Consider the following 19,140-nt stretch of genomic DNA (forward strand, 5'->3'; position numbering starts at 1 on the left):
CCCTTTACGTTTCTCCTCCCCCACAGCCAACGGTAGAGGGGAGGCAAGCGGTTCACAATCTCCCATTTTCCATTATAGCAAAGTCCCTCGCTCGTTTATGCGCAAGGATATGAACGTTATGTGACAATCTTCGTCATTTTCTTCCCCCGGATTGGGCAAGGACGCGCAGCAACTTCACCTCATGCGGCGTCAGCTCGCGGTATTCGCCGGGGCGCAGCCCTTTCAAATCGAGAAACGCGTACCGCTCCCGCTTCAGCTTCAGCACCTCGCAGCCGATCGCCTCAAACATGCGGCGCACTTGCCGGTTTCGTCCTTCGTGGATACGGATTTCCACAATGGCTGTCCCCTTCTTCCGGTCGGCGGAGAGCAGCTTCACTTTGGCTGGCGCCGTCATGCCATCTTCCAACTGCACTCCTTGTTCGAGCCGTTTCAGCTGCTCGTGCGTTGGAATGCCTTTCACTTTGGCAATGTACACTTTTTCAATTTCATACCGCGGGTGCATAAGCAGGTTGGCAAAGTCGCCGTCATTCGTCAACAAAAGCAGTCCAGACGTATCGTAGTCAAGCCGCCCGATCGGATAAATGCGTTTGTCCAGATCTTTGAAAAAATCGGTCACCACTTTGCGGCCTCTGTCATCTTTGACGCTGGAAATCACCCCGCGCGGCTTGTACAGCAAATAATACACCGGCTCTTCGCGCTCGATCGGGATGCCGTCGACTTCGACATCATCGCGCGGCCCGACCTTGACGCCAAGCTCCTTGACGACGCGGCCGTTCACTTTCACCCGCCCTTGCAAAATGAGTTCTTCCGCCTTGCGCCTTGACGCGATGCCGGCGCGGGCGATCACTTTTTGCAACCGTTCCATTCTCTCTCACCTCTTTCATCATCTTACCCTTTCCGTCTAACAGATACAAGTGCGGCACTTTTATTTTTCACCTTTCCCGTCCCCTTTGCAAACAAAAAACCCGCCGGACGGCGGGAACGAAAAAAGGCGCCGCTAGCGCCCGAATACAAACAAAACGATGAAAACAGAAACAATAAAGCTGAGAATGTCGGCCAAAATGCCGACTTTTAACGCATCGCCCATTTTTTTGACGCCGACGGCGCCAAAATAGACGGTGAGCACGTAAAGCGTCGTCTCCGTACTGCCTTGGATCGTAGAAGCAAGGCGCCCGATGAACGAATCCGGGCCGTAAGTAGCGATCAAATCGGTCGTCATGCCGAGCGCCGCCGTGCCGGAAAGCGTGCGGAGAGCCGCAAGCGGAACGACTTCGGCCGGCAGTCCAATGGCATCAGCCAGCGGTTTGATCACTTCCATCATGGCATCAAGCGCCCCTGAGGCTCGGAAAATGGCGACCGACACCAACATGCCGACCAAATACGGGATGAGCGAAAACGCGATCTCGATCCCTTCCTTGCCGCCTTCCACAAACGCTTCGTACGTCGGCACTTTCTTTACTGTACCGTAAAGCAAAATAAAAGCAATGAGCGCAGGGATCAGCCAAACAGAAAGAAGTTGGACGATGGCCATTATGGCTTCCTGCCTTTCCGCATCCGTTTCCAATAATAGTACCGGTCAATCAATACCGCCCCAATCGTCGAAATCGTCGAAGCGACGATCGTCGTCCCAATGATCTCGCTCGGCGCCGCTGAACCGTACGTCATGCGGATCGAGATGACGGTCGCCGGAATGAGCGTAATGCCTGATGTGTTCATGGCCAAAAACGTCACCATCGACCGGCTAGCCTCGTCGCGGCCGCCGTTGAGCTTTTTTAGCTGCTCCATCGCCTTTATGCCCATCGGCGTCGCCGCATTGCCAAGGCCGAACATGTTGGCGACCATATTCGAGACGATATAGCCGAGCGCAGGATGGCCGGGCGGCACCTCTGGAAACAAGCGGCGTACGAGCGGCATAAACAGGCGCGCCGCTTTGTCAAGCAAGCCGGCGCGTTCAGCGATCGCCATCAGCCCGAGCCAAAACACTAAAATGCTGACCATGCCGATGCTGATCGTCACCGCTTCTTTGGCGCTTTCAAACACCGCTTTGTTCACTTCGTCCATCGTGCCGTTGGCCGCCGCAAAGACGATGCCAATGACCGCCATCATCACCCAAATGAGGTTAACCATCTCTTCTCACACCTAAAAAGCGAAATACTTGCCATAAAAACCCTCGGCCGCTTCCTTCCTTTCCCGGTTCATACAGCAGCGGCACCGAATCAACCGCCTTTTGATGCAAATAAAGCACCGCCTTTCCGACCTCTGTCGGCGCCCGTTCTGGGTATTTTTCCCATTCCTTGCGCGGCTTCAGCAAATACACTTTCACCCGCAGCCCGCTCTCCTCTTTATCGGTCACCGGATATCGCAAATCGCGGACCGCCTGCAGCCGCCCGCGGTAAAACGGATCAGAAATTTTGTCGACCACCCGCTCGCTGCTCACTTTGGCGATGTGATAATGAGAAAATCCATATTCGTACATAGCGATATGGTCATTCCAATCGTCCGGTGCATCCAACGTCACGGCGATCAAATCGATGCCGCCTTTGGATGCCGTCGTCACGAGCGTGCGATGGGCCCGTTTCGTATAGCCGGTTTTGCCGCCGGTGCAATATTCGTAAAGACTTGTCAACAACTTGTTTTTATTTCGCCACACACGCGCGCCGTCTTCGCCGGGCGGAGCGGGGGCGCGGTACACCTTCGTCCCCGAGATGCGCCGAAACTCTTTGTTTTTCATCGCATATTGCATGAGCAGCGCCATATCGTACGCGGTTGAGTAGTGGTTTTCCGCGTCATCCAACCCGTGCGGATTGGCAAACTCGGTATCACGCATCCCGATTTCAGCCGCTTTTTGGTTCATTAAAAAAACAAATCCTTCGACGCTGCCGCCGACATGTTCAGCGATGGCCACCGCCGCGTCGTTGCCGGAACGAAGCATCAGCCCATATACCAAATCGCGCAGTTTGATTTTCTCCCCTTGGCGCAAGTAAATTGACGACCCTTCGGTCCGGACAGCGCGGGCGCTGACCGTCACCGTGTCGTCCATCTTCCCCGATTCAATCGCCAAAATGGCGGTCATAATTTTCGTAATGCTGGCGATGCGCCGTTTTGTATAGGCATCCTTGGCAAACAAAACCCGCCCGGAATGCTGCTCTATCAAAATCGCGCTTTTTGCGCTCACCCCATCCATAGCGCGCATCCGCTCTGGAACAAATGCCATAATCCCCGCAGCGAGTGCAAGAATGAGCGCAATGAGCCGCTTCTGCTTATTCATCTCATATCGGCGAGGATCCCCCTCCTTTAAGGAGCGGGGAGGAATCGCCTGTTCCTCCTTTCCGATTAGGCTGAACGGGCCGCAGCCGAAGAAACGTCGCGGCGGAAACAGGCTGAACCCCAAAGCCGCGTTTTGTACAAGTGTATGCCTCGATGGGACAAATATGATGAAAAAATGCTGTTGCAAGGGGAGACAGCCTGAACGATCCGCTCCGGCGCTTGCGCTGGGCGCGTTGATGACATTTTCCCTGCAAAGAGAAAGCCGCTCCTTGAAACGGCGGACAGGTGTCCTGATGGATCGCAGCGCCTGCTCTCCCAAAAAAACGGGCAGGGGGTTCCCCCCCGCCCGTTTAAAACGGCTGCCAACGAAGCTTCTGCGCCTCATGAAAGCGTTCTTCAACGTTGCGCCAGTTGACGACGTTCCACCAATGTTCGATGTACGCCGCCCGATCATTTTTGTATTGCAAATAGTAGGCATGCTCCCACACATCAAGCACGAGAAGCGGGATCACATCCCATTGCGCCATGAGCTGGTGTTTTTCCGCCTGCAAAATTTCCAGACGGTGCGCTCGCGGCGCCCAAACGAGCAGCGCCCAGCCGACCCCTTCGGCGCTTTTCGCCGCTTCGGTGAAATGACGGCGAAAGGCGGTAAAACTGCCAAAATCGCGCTCGATTTGCGCCCGCAGCTCCCCGCGCGGCTCGCCGCCGCCCTCTGGATGCATGTTGTACCAAAAGATTGTATGCAAATAATGCCCGGAGCCGTGGAACGCCGCTTCCCGCTCCCAATGTTTCAACAGATCAAAATTGTTCGTCCGGCGCGCCTCGGCCATCATCCGCTCCGCCTGATTAAGACCGTCGACATAGCTTTGATGATGCTTCGTATGGTGAAGGCGCATGATTTCTTCGGAAATATGCGGCTCGAGCGCATCATAACGGTACGGCAGCGGCGGCAAGACATGACGGCCGGGCGCTACTTGTTGACGCGGCTCACCGCCGTCGTCCGCATCCACCCAGCGTCGCTTTCCATCGGTCACGTTGTCCACTTGATCCGGCTCGCCGTCAGCTGCATCAGTCGGCGAGTCGGAGAGCTCCGCCATAAAAGCCGGCTCTTTTGCGTCCTCAACCCGCTCTGCCGTCCCGCTGGTGTCAAGCCATCCGTCTTCGTTCTCTTTGTTTTCACTCTCCAGTTCAGGCGACACCGATTCCCCTTCGACTTGTTCTTGCGTCGCCTCTTCTTCCCGATCGGCAGCTGACGAATCAGCCAGGCGGACGGCCCGAGTGTATACGTCATCGACAAGACGCTGGAGCTCGTAAATCGCTTCTTCGGTCCATTCATCGCCGTGTCCATCGATGTACGCCAACAAAGACGAAAGCCCAACATCCTCAGCCATCCTGCGTGCAGACAGCGCCTGTTCAACTTGTCTTCCCCACGCAGCCGCTTCCATGACATACTGGCGAAGCGCACCGACATACACGTCATCGGCAAGGCGCTGAAGCTCGCGGACGGCCTCTTCCGTCCACTCGCCGTCATGCTCGGCAATAAACTCGAGCAGCGACGAAGCGCCATCCGTGCTTGCCCCACGCAAAGCGAGCGTCTCCTTGACTTGATTTCCCCATTCGTTCACCCTAGCCGCATATTGGGCGAACAACACCTGATCGTCCATTTGGTAAAAACCTCCTCCTGTTTTGTTCGCCATATCGTATGCTGTCATGGGGAAATCGTTCTTGTCCGCATTCACCCAAATTCCCGGCCGCTCATACATAGAGGAGCGAGGGCAGTCATCATAGGAAAAGACAGCAAGGAAGAACAGAATCGCCGTGATGCTTCCCTGCAGCGGGTCTGCAAATGAGCCATAGATAAACCGCTCAAAAAAATCGGGCTGACCCAAAACATATTCGCGTTTTGGGTCAGCCCCCCCTTTTTTCTGAAAAAGGCAGGCTGCTTTGGCAAACCGCCGGCTGCACCAAACGGTTTCCTTGTCCGGACGCACAGAAAACGCGGCGCCAACCGCATTTTCTCGTTACGCCGACCGTTCAGGCAAGCGGCACTCACCGGTTTCCGCCCATTCGCTGACAAGCGCCTGCAGCGTTTTGGCGTCTACCTCAGCAAAATAACGGCGCAATTCCTCTTCATCATGAATGTAGACGCGCTTTCGCTTCCGATACGCCGGATTTTTCCATAAACAGACAAGAGCAATGATGTCGCGCAAATGAATGTCGCGCCCGTTAGCCGTAAACAGTGGATCGCTTTCATACGGCAGCCAATCAAGCAGCGCCGCCTCAAAATGGCGCAAATACAACACAGACAGCGTCCGCTCTTCGCCCCCGTCGCGGTACGTGACTTCCGAGCGGTTGAAATAGTCTTCAAACGTGTTCGATTGCGACTTTTGCAGCTCTTCACCGTACAGGCGGCAAACGTTCATGAGCGCTCTCCTTCCCGATCAGCCATTTTTCTTTAGTTTACCATATTCCGGCTGCCCATCGCTCAAATTTTCTGCTAATTTTTCGAAAAATAAATCCGCTTCCCGCTCGGATTCGCCATCGTCCGCCCATTCCGGCAGCGGCGGCAGCTCCTCGAGCGTTTTTAGCCCGAAATAATCGAGAAATTCCGGGGTTGTCCCGTACAAAATCGGCCGCCCGGTTCCTTCGGCTCGTCCAACCTCTTTAATGAGCGCCCGTGCCATCAGCGTCTGCAATGGCTTGTCGCTTTTTACGCCGCGAATTTCCTCAATCTCCGCGCGCGTAATCGGCTGGCGGTATGCGATAATGGCGAGCGTCTCAAGCGCCGCCTGCGACAGCGGCGATGCTCCCGGCGCTTCGACCAACTTCTTTAAATAGGGGGCGTGTTCTTTTTTTGTCGCCAACAAAAACACGCCGCCAAGTTCGACAAGCTGGATGCCGCGCTCTTCCCGTCGGCAGTCTTGTTGAAGCTCCTCGATCACCGCTTTCGCCTCTAGCTCGCTGACTTCCAATACAGCAGCAATTTGTGAAAGCGACAGCCCTTCGTCACCGGCAGCAAACAACAACGCTTCCACGATCGCCTTTGCCGAATTTGGCGCACCGGCGCCCTTTTTTTCTCTTTCGTTTTGTTCCATCGCCCTTCTGCCACGCCAAACTCGTTGGCGCCCCTCCTCCTTTCCTCCTGTTTTCGTCGTTTCCCAAGTCTTCTCACCCCAATGTGAGTCAGCTCTCCGCCTTATCATGGCATGGGCAAACAACAAAAGAAAAGCGGCCCGCCGCAGCAAACCGCCGCGGCCAAACCGCACCGCCTCAACCGGCTGGTTTCACCGCCAGAAACAAATCGCTGAAATTCCGTTCTTGCTCAACGATGATTTCATCTTGCTTCATCAACTCTAAAATGGCCAAAAACGTCACGACGATATACGAACGATCGTAGGACGGAAACAGCTCGTAAAAGTTTTTCCGCCCGTTCGCCTGCTTTAGTTCATGCAAAATTTCCGCCATGCGCTGTTCGACGGAAATATCTTGGCGGGAGATTTTCGCCCGCATCGGTTTTTGCAGTTTTTTTCGGCGCAACAGCTTCGACAAGGCGCCAAGCATATCGTATACGTTCACATCCAGCGGCGCCGCCTTTTTCTCATCCGCGTATGCGCTTAAGTCGCTCGGCGGCTTTGTAAACAAAAGCGCCCGCTCCTCTTCGCGCCGCTTCAGTTCGCGCGCCGCCTCTTTAAACTTTTTATATTCAAGCAGCCGCTGCGCCAGCTCCTCGCGCGGGTCTCCGTCATCGCCCCACTCGATGTCGCCGTCGACAGCTTCCTCATTGGAGGGCGGCAACAGCATTTTGCTTTTGATCGCAAGCAAGGTGGCCGCCATCACTAAATATTCGCTGGCGATATCCAACTCAAGCTCCTGCATGGCGTGAATGTACGCCATATACTGCTCCGTAATTTGCGCGACCGGAATATCGTAAATATCGATTTCATAGCGGTTGATCAAATGCAAAAGCAGATCAAGCGGCCCTTCAAACGCTTCGATTTTGACGTTGTACGGCAATTGCACATCCATCCCACCATTTTTTCCAGAACCACCGCCCGGTAGGCTCGTCTCCAGCTGCAGTACATTTATTGTATCATAACGAAGCGGCGAAGCGAACGGAAAACAGTCTCTTTTTTGCGCCGCAGGCTGCCGAAGTCGTATAATCGAAGAAGAGCCGTCCGCCTTCACATGGCGCGGCCCACTTTTGAAAGGAACGATGGCCGATGTATCCAAAAGCGTATATCGAGTATTTGGTCCATTTCCATAGCGACCGCGATTATTTTGAATGCCACGAAATTTTGGAGGAACATTGGAAACAAGACGGTCGAAACAAAGGTTGGCTTGTGCTCATTCAAACGGCGGTCGCTTTTTACCATTACCGGCGCGGCAACGTCTCGGGAGCGCTGCGCCTCATTCGACGGGCGCGGGCGCTGCTTGACGAAGCGCAAGAGATGATCCGGCGGCTCGGCCTCGATGACGAGGCGCTCGCCCGCTTGCTCGACGAGACGGCTGGGCGGATCACTCGCGGCGAACCGTACGAAAGCGTCGAACTGCCGATTCGCGACCGTTCCCTTTATGAGCAATGCCAGGCCGCCTGCGCCCACCGGCAGCTCGTTTGGGGGCAAGCCAGCGACCTAGCCAACCTTGATCTTGTGGATAAACACCGGCGCCGCGACCGCTCGGACGTCGTCGCCGCACGCGAACAAAAAAAACGGGCCAAAGCGGAAGGAGTTGGCTTCCCTCCCCCTCCGCCGCCCGCCTGAGCGCGGAGCCGCGCTAGTTTCGTTATTCGTTGCACGCATGGCATTTATCGAAAAACGAGGCGGTCCACTCGTTGGCGCACAATCGGCAGCCCGGGTACACCTCTTTCAATGCCTTGACCATCTGTTTTCCGATCCCTTGGTGGCGGTGTGACGGATTGACGCTGATGTGCTGGATTTCCACAACATCAGGAGCGCGCAACAGGACGCCGATAATGCCGACGATGTCATCCCCTTCTTTCCATAAAAACAGCTGCCAATCGTTGTTTGTTTCATACTGTTTCATCGTCTGCTGCAGCCGTTTCAGGTCTTTTTCCGTCGGCATAAACGACAACAGTCCCATGGCGATTTTCTCATAGTTTTTTCGGTAACGGATTAACATAAAAATCCCTCATTATCGACAAACGCTTTTCCGAAATGGAAAAGTTTTTGTCATTTTCTCTATACGTATTATAAACATTCTCACCGATATTGTGAACCATTTCATGCCTTTTTACGCAAATTACGCAAGCGTCCGCAAGACGTTCGCCATTTCGATCGCCGACACCGCCGCTTCCCATCCTTTATTGCCCGCTTTCGTGCCGGCCCGCTCGATCGCCTGTTCAATGGTGTCCGTCGTCAACACGCCGAAAATGACCGGAACACCGCTTGCAAGCGCCGCGTGGGAGACGCCTTTGGCCGCCTCGCTGCAGACGTAGTCAAAATGGCTCGTTGCCCCACGGATGACGGCGCCAAGCGTAATGACAGCGTCAAACTGCTTCGATTCCGCCATTTTTTTCGCCACAAGCGGGATTTCAAACGCACCCGGCACCCAGGCGACAGTGATGTCGCTGTCGCTCACGCCATGGCGCGTCAAGCCGTCGATCGCCCCAGATAAAAGCTTGCCCGTGATGAATTCGTTAAAACGAGAGACGACGATGCCGATTTTCAATCCGGTGCCGACTAAGTTTCCTTCAATGATGCGCATGTTCGTTGCTCCTCCCATCATTAAAAATGAAGCATATGTCCTAATTTTTCATGTTTCGTGCGCAAATATTTTTCATTTTCCTTTTTCGCTGGCATCTGAATGGGCACCCGTTCAACGACTTCGAGTCCATGCCCTTTTAAGCCGGCGATTTTGCGCGGGTTGTTCGTGAGCAGGCGCATTTTCGTCACGCCAAGATCTTTCAAAATTTGCGCCCCGATGCCATAATCGCGCAAATCGGCGGGGAAGCCGAGCTTTTCGTTCGCCTCGACGGTGTCATAACCTTGCTCCTGCAGCTTGTAAGCGCGCAACTTGTTCATAAGGCCGATGCCGCGCCCTTCTTGGCGCATGTAAAGCAACACCCCGCGCCCTTCCGCCTCGATTTGCCTGAGCGCCGCATGCAGCTGCGGACCGCAGTCGCACCGGTACGAGCCAAACACATCGCCAGTTAAGCATTCGGAATGGACGCGCACCAAGATCGGCTCATCCGGGATGATCTCTCCTTTGACAAGCGCCACATGCTCTTTTCCGTCGAGCACGTTTGTGTAGCCGATGGCGCGAAATTCACCGAATTCGGTCGGCAGCCAAACGTCCACCTCCCGTTTCACGAGCTTTTCCCGCTGGCTCCGATAGGCGATCAAATCTTTGATCGTGATCATTTTCAATCCGAACTGGTCGGCGATTTGCCGCAAATCAGGAACGCGAGCCATCGTCCCGTCCTCTTTAATGATTTCGCAAATGACGCCGGCCGGCTTCGCGCCGCACAAACGGGCCAAATCAACCGCCGCTTCTGTATGGCCGGCGCGCCGCAAGACGCCTCCCTTTTTCGCAATCAACGGAAAAACGTGGCCAGGACGTTTAAAATCGCTCGCTTTCACATTCGGATCAAGCAGCGCCTGAATCGTCGCCGCCCGCTCGTAGGCGCTGATTCCCGTCGTTGTCGTTTTGTAGTCGACACTCACCGTAAACGCTGTGCCATGCGCGTCCGTGTTATGAGTGACCATCGGCTCAAGCTCGAGCCGCTCCGCCAATTCCTCCGTAATCGGCACGCAGACGAGCCCACGGCCATGAGTGATCATAAAGTTAATGACATCCGGAGTAGCTTTTTCGGCCAGCACGACAAAATCGCCTTCATTTTCGCGGTCTTCGTCATCGCAAACGATGATCACTTCTCCGTTTTTCAGCGCCGAAAGCGCTGCTTCAATCGTGTCAAACATCAAGCTTGCCCCCTTTTCCACTATTTATAGCCGTGCTGCTCCAAAAATTCGACCGTCAATTTGGAGGTCGGCGTCGCTTTCGCGGTGAGGAAAGCGGCGACGTACTTGCCGATCATGTCGCACTCGATATTGACGAGATCGCCCGGCCGCTTTTCGCCTAAAATCGTCGCCTCACGCGTATGCGGAATGAGTGAAACGATGAACGTGCGCTCGCTCAGACCGAAAATCGTCAAGCTCGTCCCATCGACTGCGACCGATCCTTTCTCAATCATATAGGCGCGCAGCGAGGCCGGCACTTCGATTTCATAGTAGACGGCGTTCGCTTTCGGCCACTGCCGGATGATGCGCCCGACGCCGTCCACATGCCCGGTGACGAAATGGCCGCCAAACCGTCCTCCAGCCGCCATTGCCCGCTCCAAATTCACCTTCGCCCCCGGCTTTAATGTCTTTAGCGCCGTCGCTTTCACCGTCTCCGGCATGACATCGACCGTAAACTGCCGTTCGGTGAACGATGTGACGGTCAAGCAGACGCCGTTGACGGCGATGCTGTCGCCAAGCCGCACATCTTCGAGCACCCGCTTGGCGCCAATCGTCATCACGATGGCATCGCCGGTTTGCTTCATTTGTTCGATCGTGCCGATCTCTTCAATAATGCCAGTGAACACAACGATTCCTCCTTCCGTTTCGGCGCGGCGACGATTTTGATGTCCGGGCCGATCGTCTCGATGCGGCGGATGTCAAGCTCCACCGCTTCAGCAAGCCGGGCGAAGCCAAGGCCGCCGACCGGCGTCGGCGCCCCGCGGCCGCCGATCAGCTTCGGAGCGATATAGGCGATGACCTCATTGACTGCTCCCGCGCGGAGGAAGCTGTCATGAACGCGCGAGCCGCCTTCGACAAACAGCGACATGACTCCCTGCTCCCCAAGCAGACGGAGCACATCGCGGACATCGATCTGGGCCGTCGGCATTGAAAATACACGCACCCCAAGGCGCTCATACGCCGCTGCTTGTTCCCGACTGACGCCGCCGGTGATGATCCACGTTTCTGCTTCCTTGTCAGCGACGACATGGGCGTCAAGCGGTGTACGCAATTTTGTATCTAAAATGATGCGCAGCGGGTTTTTCCGCTTTTCCCCAAAGCGGACGGTAAGCTTCGGGTTGTCGGTCAAAACGGTGTTGACGCCGACCAAAATGGCGTCATGCTGCGCACGAAGGCGATGGGCATCCTCACGCGCCGCGCTTGATGTAATCCATTTGCTTTCCCCCGTCGCCGTCGCGATTTTGCCATCGAGGCTGCATGCGAACTTCAACGTGACAAACGGCGTTTTTGCGGCGATATAGTGGAAAAACATCCGATTTAATTCGTCCGCTTCGTCTTTTAATACGCCAACATCAACGTCAATGCCCGCTTGGCGCAGCTTGGCAATCCCTTTTCCCGCGACAAGCGGATTCGGGTCGGTCGTGGCAACGACGACGCGACGGACGCCCGCCTGGATGAGCAAATCGGCACATGGCGGCGTTTTTCCATAATGGCTGCACGGCTCAAGCGTCACGTACACCGTCGCACCGCGCGCCTTCTCGCCAGCCATGCGGATCGCATAGACTTCAGCGTGCGGCTCACCCGCTTTCAAATGGGCGCCAAGCCCAACGACCGTCCCACCGTTGACAACGACCGCGCCAACTGCAGGATTGGGAGACGTTTGCCCGACCCCAGCTTTGGCCACATCGAGAGCGAGCCGCATATAATGTTCATCGTTATGCACCGCACTCCCTCCTTCAATAAAAACGAAACCCCCGGGATGTCCCCGGGGGCTCATTGATGAGAGAATGACCAATGATGCGCAAACAAACACACGTTCGCTAAGCAGGCTATACCGGCCGGTCGGAAACAAAAGATACTACCATGCCTAGTCGGCCGACAGACGCTGCCCATGGGTCTGAACCGGCCGAAAACAGCCGTGCGCATATTGGCATCCTTCTCCCATCCAGACTATACTGTCGGCTCCGGAATCGCACCGGATCCTGCCTTTCGGCTCGCGGGCTGAGGGGCGGAAAGCCCCATCACCGCCGGTCGGGAATTTCACCCTGCCCCGAAGGATGCATCACTATATCGTTATGTTCATTATACCACACGAAACGCCCTGCATCATCATTCCGCAACCCAAATCCAATACGCCGCTCCCCACAACAGGCTGGCCGCAAGCAAAAAGAAAAACAAGCGCCAGTTGTTTCGAACAGTCCGATCATCCTCGCTCATGCGCTGTTTACGGTTCGTCAAATACTTTCACTTCCTTCATCACGTCGCCGTTTTTCATCGTCCTCACGACGTTCATGCCCGATGTCACTTGGCCAAAGACGGTGTGCACCCCATCCAAGTGCGGCTGCGGCTCGTGGACGATAAAGAACTGGCAGCTGCCGGTGTCGCGGCCGCGGTGCGCCATGGACATCGCGCCGGTGACATGTCGGTGTGGATTGTTGTCCGTCTCGCACGGGATCGTATAGCCGGCATCGCCCGTTCCGTTGCCGCGTGGACATCCTCCTTGGCTGACAAATCCAGGGATGACGCGGTGGAACGTCAACCCGTTATAAAAGCCTTCGTTTGCGAGCTTCTCAAAATTGGCCACCGTCACCGGCGCCTCGTTTGGGAACAGTTCAAACTCGATTTTCCCGCCGTTTTCCATTAGAATATATCCTTTTTTCGCCACAAGCATCCAGCTCCTTTTCGACATCGAAACTGCTTTTATCATACCATGATTGCCAAGTGAAACAAAAGAAAAAATGTCTTTTCAAATTCGCACGCCGCCTGACCGCGTCGCTTTTTTGCCGATAGCCAAGCAGGCGAGCGTGCGGTATAATGATAATGCATTTTCGTAAACAGGAGGCGAGCTATGTGAAACGAACGATCGCTTCATCGCTGCTTTGGGCGGTGCTCTTGGCATCTCCGGGCATCGCAGCGGCCGATGCCGCGCCGGGCGATGTCATTGTGACGCTCGGGGAAAACTTAACGAATGAACAAAAGCAAAAAGTGCTCGACGAAATGAAGGCGCCGGACGGGGCGCAAACGATCACCGTCTCAAACGTTGAGGAGCATAAATATTTGGACGGACTCATTCCGAAAGCGCAAATCGGCACGCGCGCCATCTCGTCGTCGATGATCACGATAAAAGAGCCCGGCTCGGGGCTTCATGTCGAAACGCACAACATCACATGGGTGACGAAAGAGATGTATACAAACGCCTTGATCACCGCAGGGGTGAAAGATGCCGATATTTACATCACCGCCCCGTTTCCGGTTTCCGGCACCGCAGCGCTGACGGGGCTGATGAAGGCGTATGAAATTTCCTCGGACCAAGCCATCCCTGATGATGTCAAAAAAGTGGCGAACGAGGAAATGGTGCAGACGGCGAAGCTCGCCGATTCGATCGGCGCGGACAAAGCGGTCGCCCTGCTGGCGAAAATCAAACAAGAAATCGCCAACAACCCACCGCAGACGGACGCTGATTTGCGCGCCCTTATTGAAAAAATCGCCAACGACCTTGGCATTACGCTGAGCGAGAATGAAATCAACAACCTGATTTCCCTTTTCCATAAAATGCAAAACGCCCATATTAATTGGGATCAAGTGAACGATCAGCTGAGCAAGGCGAAAGAACAGCTATCGGCGTTTTTGCAGTCAGAAGAAGGGAAAACGTTCATTCAAAACCTTATCGACATCTTCAAAGAAATTTGGAACGCGATCAAATCAGCATTTTCCTCAAATCAACAATGAAAGAAGGCGCCCAAAAAAAGCAGCGGGCGCCTTTTCTTTGTGAAGGCCGTTCTCTTTCCAACCGGCGGCCTTCACTTTTTCACTTTCGTTTTCAAAGGCAAATCATATTGGATCAAATCTTCATATGTCTCCCGTTTCACAACGAGCTGGGCGTCGCCGTTTTCAACGAACACAACGGCTGGGCGCGGCAGACGGTTGTAATTGTTCGCCATGGAATAGCCGTAAGCGCCGGTGCAAAAAACGGCCAAATAATCGCCCGGCTTCGCTTCCGGCAGGGCGATGTCCCAAATGAGCATGTCGCCTGACTCGCAACACTTCCCGGCGATCGATACGACTTCCGTCGGCTCGCCGAACACCCGGTTGGCGAGCGCGGCTTCGTATTTCGCTCCGTAAAGCGCCGGGCGGATGTTGTCGCTCATGCCGCCGTCAACGGCAATATAGGTGCGGACGTTGGGCACCTCTTTGCGCGAACCGATCGTATAAATCGTCGTTCCCGCATCACCCACGAGCGACCGCCCCGGCTCGATCCAAATTTCCGGCAACGGCAAGCGGCAAGCTTCGGCCTGCCTTTTCACCTCTTCCACGATGCAGTCGACGTACGCTGTCACCGGAATCGGGTCGTCTTCCTCCGTATAGCGGATGCCAAAGCCGCCGCCAAGATTGACAACCGCTGGGACAAATCCGTGCTCCTTGTTCCACTCCGCCAGCTTGGCAAACACTTTTTGCGCCGCGAGCACAAACCCAGCTGTTTCAAAAATTTGCGAGCCGATATGGCAATGAATGCCGAGCAGCTGAAACGCGGCCGATGCCATAACACGGCGAAACGCCTCGTCCGCCTGACCGTTGTTTAAGTCAAAGCCGAACTTTGAATCTTCTTGCCCGGTTAAAATGTAATCGTGCGTATGCGCCTCGACCCCCGGCGTCACGCGGAGCAAAACCGGCACCGTCCGACCGGATGACGCCGCCAGCTCTTCGATCAGCTCGAGTTCGTAAAAGTTGTCGGCAACGATGCAGCCGATGCCGTGTTCAAGCGCCATCGCCAATTCGTCCCGGCTTTTGTTGTTGCCATGAAAATGGATGCGCTCAGGCGGAAAACCGGCCGCAAGCGCCGTATACAGCTCACCACCTGAGACGACGTCAAGCGACAATCCCTCCTCAGCGGCCAGCTGCACGATGGCGACGGCGGAAAACGCCTTGCTCGCATACGCGACTTGCGCCCGCACGCCGTGACGCTGGAACGCTTCTTTAAACGCGCGCGCCCGAGCGCGGATCAACGCAACGTCATAAATATAAAGCGGCGTGCCATACGTTTTGGCCAACTCGACCACATCGACGCCGCCGATTTCCAAATGCCCTTGTTCATTCACGCGGCTTGTCCCGTGAAGAAACATCGCAAACCCCTCATTCCTCTATCGAAATCGCATGGCAAAAGCAAAAAAGACAGTTTGCAAAATCGGCAACTGCCTTTACAAAATGGAAAACCGCAGAGCGCCATCGGCTCTGCCTTGAAACGGAAGGCCGCACACCCCGCGCTGGGCCATGCCCATTCCGTCCGTGCAAACGTGCGAAGCACTGAGGCAAGCACCATCAGTGCAAGCAATTAAATATAACTTATCATAATTATAAAAAAGTTGCAATAGCGCTAAAACGAAAAAAGCGGCCGCCAATAGGTGGAGACGGCCGCTTCCAAATGGATCGTTCGCGTCATGACGGCTGTTTTTGCCGGTCTTGCGGGTGAACGATGCTCGGGCGCACTCTCGCTCCGGCAACCGAACGGCGGACGACAATTTGCATAAATGCCGCTGGATCGAACGGGATGAACGGCCATAAGTACGGCGTATTAAGCGAGCGGATGCTGGCGAGCCAAAGCAAATAAACGGTCGTGCCAATGACGAGCCCGGGCACTTTAAACAAGGCGACAAGAATGACCAATGCCAATCGAGAAATCTTATTCGCCACGCTCAACTCATAGCTTGGCGTCGCAAATGAACCGATCGCCGCCACCGAAATGTACAAGATCACTTCCGGCACAAACAGCCCGACATCGATGGCGATTTGTCCGATCAAGACGGCGGCAATCAAACCCATCGCGGTTGATAGCGGCGTCGGGGTATGAATGGCTGCCATCCGCAAAAACTCAATCCCAAAATCAGCGAGCAAAATTTGCACAATGATCGGGATGTTCGTTTGTTTGTTCGGCCCAATAAACGCCCACGATTCGGGCAGCAACGACGGTTCAAGGACGAACAGCACCCACAGCGGCAGCAAAAACAACGACGTCAAAATGCCTAAAAACCGCACCCAGCGCACAAACGTCCCGACCCCTGGCGACTGCCGGTATTCCTCGGCATGCTGGACGTGGTGGAAAAATGTTGTCGGCGTGATGATGACGCTTGGCGATGTATCAACCATAATGAGCACGTGCCCTTCAAGCAGGTGCGTCGCTGCTACATCCGGCCTCTCGGTATAACGGACGAGCGGGTACGGGTTGTATCCTTGCTTGACTAAAAACTCTTCGACTGTTTTGTCGCCCATCGTCAGTCCATCGACGTTGATTTGCTGCAACTCTTTCTTGACGAGTTCAACAAGCCCCGGGTCAGCGACGTCTTTAATATAGGCGATGCATACGTCCGTTTTTGACCGCTCGCCGACTTGCAAAATTTCAAAGCGCAGCCGCTCGTCGCGGATGCGGCGGCGGGTGAGCGCCGTGTTGACAATGATGTTCTCGACGTAGCCGTCGCGGGCGCCGCGCACAACTTTTTCCGTATCCGGCTCTTGCGGCTGCCGACCCGGATAGCTGCGGACGTCGACAGCAAATCCGGTCGATTCGCCTTCAATCAAGACGATGATCAAGCCCGACAGCAGCTTGTCAACCGCTTCGTCGAGGCTCGTCACCGGACTGACTTGCTGATGAACGAGTCGATTTTCGATGATCTGCCACGCTTGGGACGCCTGGCGTTCATCATCGTTGACGCGCACAATTTGTTTTAACAATTCGATAATGTATTGCGTGTCGCATAAACCGTTGCAGTAGTAAATATGTACTTCCCGGTTTAGGACATAGATTTTCCGCACGCCTAAATCAAAGCTTGTCCCGACGCCGATCCGCTGTTGCAAAAACTTCGCGTTGTCAACGAGCCGCTTCGCGATCGGCGCTTTCGGTTTCTTTTCTTTTTCCGGCATGGCCACCACTCCTTTCGAGAATCAACTCGACCGCCTTGCGCGTAATCGGCGCTCCGTATTTCGCATGGTCTCGATATCCCATTTTGCCGATGTCGCCGATGCCGACGATGAGCGGAATGTTCAGCCGGTCAAGGCAGTAGACGGTATCGCCATTGATCCGCCCGATCTCGAGGTCCCGGACGCCTTCTTTATCGACCCCATATTCGGTCATCACGCCGTCACGGTCGATGCTCACATGCACTTTTGTCCATTCATGCTGGTGCGTATTGGAGGCAACCGCCAGCGCCCCGAGCACTTGGATTTGCTCATGCGTCGCCACATAGCGAAGCGCCTGCTCTCCGGCCCCCTCCCCGAGGGCGCCGCAATCGTCAAACATGACAAACACTGGATCGTGCGGCGTTTGCAAAATGAGTTCGACCAACTGTTCACCGCTCAGTTTCGTCGGATTGCCTTGCGAGCGAGAAATGCAACGGCCGCCGATCTCGGCGGCAACCCGCTCAATCGCCCGGCAGGCGAACTCGTCCCCATCCGTTACTAAAATGACTCGTCGTTTTTCCATCATCTCTACCCTTTCGGTTTGCAAGTGAGCGCCGCGGCAAAAGAGCCAGCCACGATAAAAGCGAACAAGGCGCCGGCAAATCGGAACACCGCTGCTCCGGTTTCGACAAATCCCTCCGGCCGCGGTTCTGCCATGGCCCCTTTCGCCAACCAATACCCAAATCCGCATAGCGGCATCGTCGCCCCGGCGCCAGCCCAAGCGACGAATGGATCATAGACGCCGCCAAAGCCAAGGAGTACGCCAAAGACGACAAGCGAACCGGCGACGCCAGCCGGCGTCCATTTGCCGCGGTCGATGATGAGCTGAACGATGGCGCACAGCAGCCCGCCGGCGAGAAAGGCACGGACGTATTCCATATCACATTCCCTCCTGATCGTTCCCAAATAAAAGACGTCCTACGGCGGCAAATCCGGCTCCTGTCCAGCCGCTTCGATGACGACGCCGTGAGCGATCGCTGGGATCGACTGTTTTTGCTGCACCATCGTTTGACTCAAGAGCGCCCCGGTAGCGACGACAAACAGGCGTCGAAACGTTCCGCGGGCGAGCTCTTGAAGCAAATACCCGTACGTGACGACCGCCGAGCAGGCGCAGCCGCTGCCGCCGGCGAACACCTTTTGATCTGGCCGGTAAATCATCAGCCCGCAATCGTTGTAAACGTCGGTCACATCGTAGCCTGATTCAGCAAGCAACTCGCGGACGATGACGCTGCCGACGCGCGACAAGTCGCCGGTGACAATCAAATCGTAATCGCCCGGCGAGACGCCTAAGTCACGGAAATGCTGCTCGATCGTATCGGCCGCCGCCGGGGCCATCGCCGCCCCCATGTCGAGTGGGTTTTTCAGCCCGGCGTCAACGACTTTGCCGATCGTCGCCGCCCGGACGCGCCAACGTCCCGGCGCGCGGCCAACGAGCGCGGCGCCGGCGCCCGTGACGGTGAACGTCGCCGTTTTCGGCTTTTGCACCCCCAGTTCAGTCGGGTAGCGAAACTGCCGTTCGGCCGTCGCGTTATGACTGCTTGTCGCCGCAAGCGCCCGATCAGCCAATCCACCAGCGACAAACGCAGCGGCTGCCGCCAACGTTTGCATCGAGGTCGAACAGGCGCCGAACAAGCATAAAAACGGAATCGGCAGCTCGCGGGCGACATAGTTCGATGTCGCATTTTGGTTTAACAAATCACCGGCCAAAAATAGATCGACTTCTTCGGCAGAGACGCCCGCCTTTTGCAAGCAGCAGTCCACCGCCTCCCGCATCAGCCTCCGCTCGGCCAGCTCCCACGTCGCTTCGCCGCAATATAAGTCGCGATGACAAACATCAAAATAACTTCCGAGCGGCCCGTCGGCTTCAAGCGGCCCGACTGCGGCAGCGGCCGCTTGGATGTAAACACCATCGTCAAACACCCATGTCTGCTTTCCGACACGTTTCATG

General features: G+C 55.5%; 22 protein-coding genes and 1 riboswitch. Of the genes, 2 read left to right on the forward strand and 20 right to left on the reverse strand.

Annotation, left to right across the window (positions count from 1 at the left end; genetic code table 11):
* Positions 1–133: 133 nt before the first annotated feature.
* The 8 genes from GT3570_RS10880 to GT3570_RS10915 form a co-directional block, all read right to left on the reverse strand.
* The gene (locus GT3570_RS10880) at positions 134–865 is read right to left on the reverse strand and encodes a pseudouridine synthase (protein ID WP_011231765.1); all 732 of its coding nucleotides are present in this window, start codon (positions 863–865) and stop codon (positions 134–136) included.
* Between the two features lie 132 nt (positions 866–997).
* The gene (locus GT3570_RS10885) at positions 998–1,531 is read right to left on the reverse strand and encodes a spore maturation protein (protein WP_062898754.1); all 534 of its coding nucleotides are present in this window, start codon (positions 1,529–1,531) and stop codon (positions 998–1,000) included.
* On the reverse strand, positions 1,531–2,127 hold the full coding sequence (locus tag GT3570_RS10890; RefSeq protein WP_011231767.1) for a nucleoside recognition domain-containing protein: 597 nt from the start codon (positions 2,125–2,127) through the stop codon (positions 1,531–1,533). The genes GT3570_RS10885 and GT3570_RS10890 overlap by 1 nt, the downstream gene beginning before the upstream one ends.
* Positions 2,120–3,268 carry a D-alanyl-D-alanine carboxypeptidase family protein gene (locus GT3570_RS10895; protein WP_020278277.1) on the reverse strand — a complete coding sequence of 383 codons (1,149 nt, stop codon included), beginning with the start codon at positions 3,266–3,268 and terminating at the stop codon, positions 2,120–2,122. The genes GT3570_RS10890 and GT3570_RS10895 overlap by 8 nt, the downstream gene beginning before the upstream one ends.
* A 349-nt stretch (positions 3,269–3,617) precedes the next feature.
* Positions 3,618–4,931, reverse strand: a complete 1,314-nt coding sequence (locus tag GT3570_RS10900; protein WP_033012345.1) for a superoxide dismutase — start codon at positions 4,929–4,931, stop codon at positions 3,618–3,620.
* 357 nt (positions 4,932–5,288) lie between these two features.
* Positions 5,289–5,690 (reverse strand): hypothetical protein, encoded by a 402-nt coding sequence (locus tag GT3570_RS10905; RefSeq protein WP_011231771.1) that lies wholly within the window; start codon positions 5,688–5,690, stop codon positions 5,289–5,291.
* An 18-nt stretch (positions 5,691–5,708) separates the two neighbouring features.
* Positions 5,709–6,362: an SMC-Scp complex subunit ScpB gene (gene scpB / locus GT3570_RS10910; protein WP_011231772.1), complete on the reverse strand. Its 654-nt coding sequence runs from the start codon at positions 6,360–6,362 to the stop codon at positions 5,709–5,711.
* A gap of 175 nt (positions 6,363–6,537) precedes the next feature.
* On the reverse strand, positions 6,538–7,293 hold the full coding sequence (locus GT3570_RS10915) for a segregation/condensation protein A (RefSeq protein ID WP_020278275.1): 756 nt from the start codon (positions 7,291–7,293) through the stop codon (positions 6,538–6,540).
* A gap of 194 nt (positions 7,294–7,487) precedes the next feature.
* Here GT3570_RS10915 and GT3570_RS10920 point away from each other — a divergent pair, with 194 nt between their 5' ends.
* Complete coding sequence (locus GT3570_RS10920; protein WP_011231774.1) at positions 7,488–8,027, forward strand: DUF309 domain-containing protein; 540 nt, start codon at positions 7,488–7,490, stop codon at positions 8,025–8,027.
* A gap of 22 nt (positions 8,028–8,049) precedes the next feature.
* Here GT3570_RS10920 and GT3570_RS10925 read toward each other — a convergent pair whose 3' ends face one another.
* From GT3570_RS10925 to GT3570_RS10950, 7 genes are all read right to left on the reverse strand, one after another.
* Complete coding sequence (locus GT3570_RS10925; RefSeq protein ID WP_011231775.1) at positions 8,050–8,406, reverse strand: GNAT family N-acetyltransferase; 357 nt, start codon at positions 8,404–8,406, stop codon at positions 8,050–8,052.
* 120 nt (positions 8,407–8,526) lie between these two features.
* A complete protein-coding gene (gene ribH, locus GT3570_RS10930) occupies positions 8,527–8,991 on the reverse strand; it encodes a 6,7-dimethyl-8-ribityllumazine synthase (protein ID WP_011231776.1) in 465 nt (154 codons plus the stop codon).
* Between the two features lie 20 nt (positions 8,992–9,011).
* Positions 9,012–10,205, reverse strand: a complete 1,194-nt coding sequence (locus GT3570_RS10935; protein ID WP_014196246.1) for a bifunctional 3,4-dihydroxy-2-butanone-4-phosphate synthase/GTP cyclohydrolase II — start codon at positions 10,203–10,205, stop codon at positions 9,012–9,014.
* 20 nt (positions 10,206–10,225) lie between these two features.
* Entirely contained in the window at positions 10,226–10,870 is a 645-nt protein-coding gene (ribE, locus tag GT3570_RS10940; protein ID WP_011231778.1) for a riboflavin synthase, read from the reverse strand.
* Positions 10,825–11,967: a bifunctional diaminohydroxyphosphoribosylaminopyrimidine deaminase/5-amino-6-(5-phosphoribosylamino)uracil reductase RibD gene (gene ribD, locus GT3570_RS10945; RefSeq protein ID WP_014196247.1), complete on the reverse strand. Its 1,143-nt coding sequence runs from the start codon at positions 11,965–11,967 to the stop codon at positions 10,825–10,827. Before ribD ends, ribE begins: the two co-directional genes overlap by 46 nt.
* Before the next feature lie 206 nt (positions 11,968–12,173).
* Positions 12,174–12,306, reverse strand: a riboswitch (FMN riboswitch).
* A 47-nt stretch (positions 12,307–12,353) separates the two neighbouring features.
* The gene (locus GT3570_RS19130) at positions 12,354–12,482 is read right to left on the reverse strand and encodes a hypothetical protein (protein WP_014196248.1); all 129 of its coding nucleotides are present in this window, start codon (positions 12,480–12,482) and stop codon (positions 12,354–12,356) included.
* The gene (locus tag GT3570_RS10950; protein WP_062899108.1) at positions 12,469–12,909 is read right to left on the reverse strand and encodes a peptidylprolyl isomerase; all 441 of its coding nucleotides are present in this window, start codon (positions 12,907–12,909) and stop codon (positions 12,469–12,471) included. The genes GT3570_RS19130 and GT3570_RS10950 overlap by 14 nt, the downstream gene beginning before the upstream one ends.
* 185 nt (positions 12,910–13,094) lie before the next feature.
* Here GT3570_RS10950 and GT3570_RS10955 point away from each other — a divergent pair, with 185 nt between their 5' ends.
* Positions 13,095–13,973 (forward strand): DUF1002 domain-containing protein, encoded by an 879-nt coding sequence (locus GT3570_RS10955; protein WP_011231781.1) that lies wholly within the window; start codon positions 13,095–13,097, stop codon positions 13,971–13,973.
* A 71-nt stretch (positions 13,974–14,044) separates the two neighbouring features.
* Here the strand turns inward: GT3570_RS10955 and lysA are convergent, their stop codons facing one another.
* The 5 genes from lysA to spoVAD all read right to left on the reverse strand — a co-directional run bounded on the left by lysA (position 14,045) and on the right by spoVAD (position 19,139).
* Positions 14,045–15,364 carry a diaminopimelate decarboxylase gene (gene lysA, locus GT3570_RS10960; protein WP_062898755.1) on the reverse strand — a complete coding sequence of 440 codons (1,320 nt, stop codon included), beginning with the start codon at positions 15,362–15,364 and terminating at the stop codon, positions 14,045–14,047.
* A gap of 313 nt (positions 15,365–15,677) precedes the next feature.
* Positions 15,678–17,156 carry a spore germination protein gene (locus tag GT3570_RS10965; RefSeq protein WP_011231783.1) on the reverse strand — a complete coding sequence of 493 codons (1,479 nt, stop codon included), beginning with the start codon at positions 17,154–17,156 and terminating at the stop codon, positions 15,678–15,680.
* On the reverse strand, positions 17,104–17,715 hold the full coding sequence (locus tag GT3570_RS10970; protein WP_020278271.1) for a stage V sporulation protein SpoVABEA: 612 nt from the start codon (positions 17,713–17,715) through the stop codon (positions 17,104–17,106). The genes GT3570_RS10965 and GT3570_RS10970 overlap by 53 nt, the downstream gene beginning before the upstream one ends.
* A gap of 5 nt (positions 17,716–17,720) precedes the next feature.
* Positions 17,721–18,071, reverse strand: a complete 351-nt coding sequence (locus GT3570_RS10975; RefSeq protein WP_012820684.1) for a SpoVA/SpoVAEb family sporulation membrane protein — start codon at positions 18,069–18,071, stop codon at positions 17,721–17,723.
* 39 nt (positions 18,072–18,110) lie between these two features.
* Positions 18,111–19,139: a stage V sporulation protein AD gene (gene spoVAD / locus GT3570_RS10980; RefSeq protein WP_011231786.1), complete on the reverse strand. Its 1,029-nt coding sequence runs from the start codon at positions 19,137–19,139 to the stop codon at positions 18,111–18,113.
* Between the last annotated feature and the right edge of the window lies 1 nt (position 19,140).

The organism is Geobacillus thermoleovorans (assembly GCF_001610955.1).
GTDB lineage: Bacteria > Bacillota > Bacilli > Bacillales > Anoxybacillaceae > Geobacillus > Geobacillus thermoleovorans.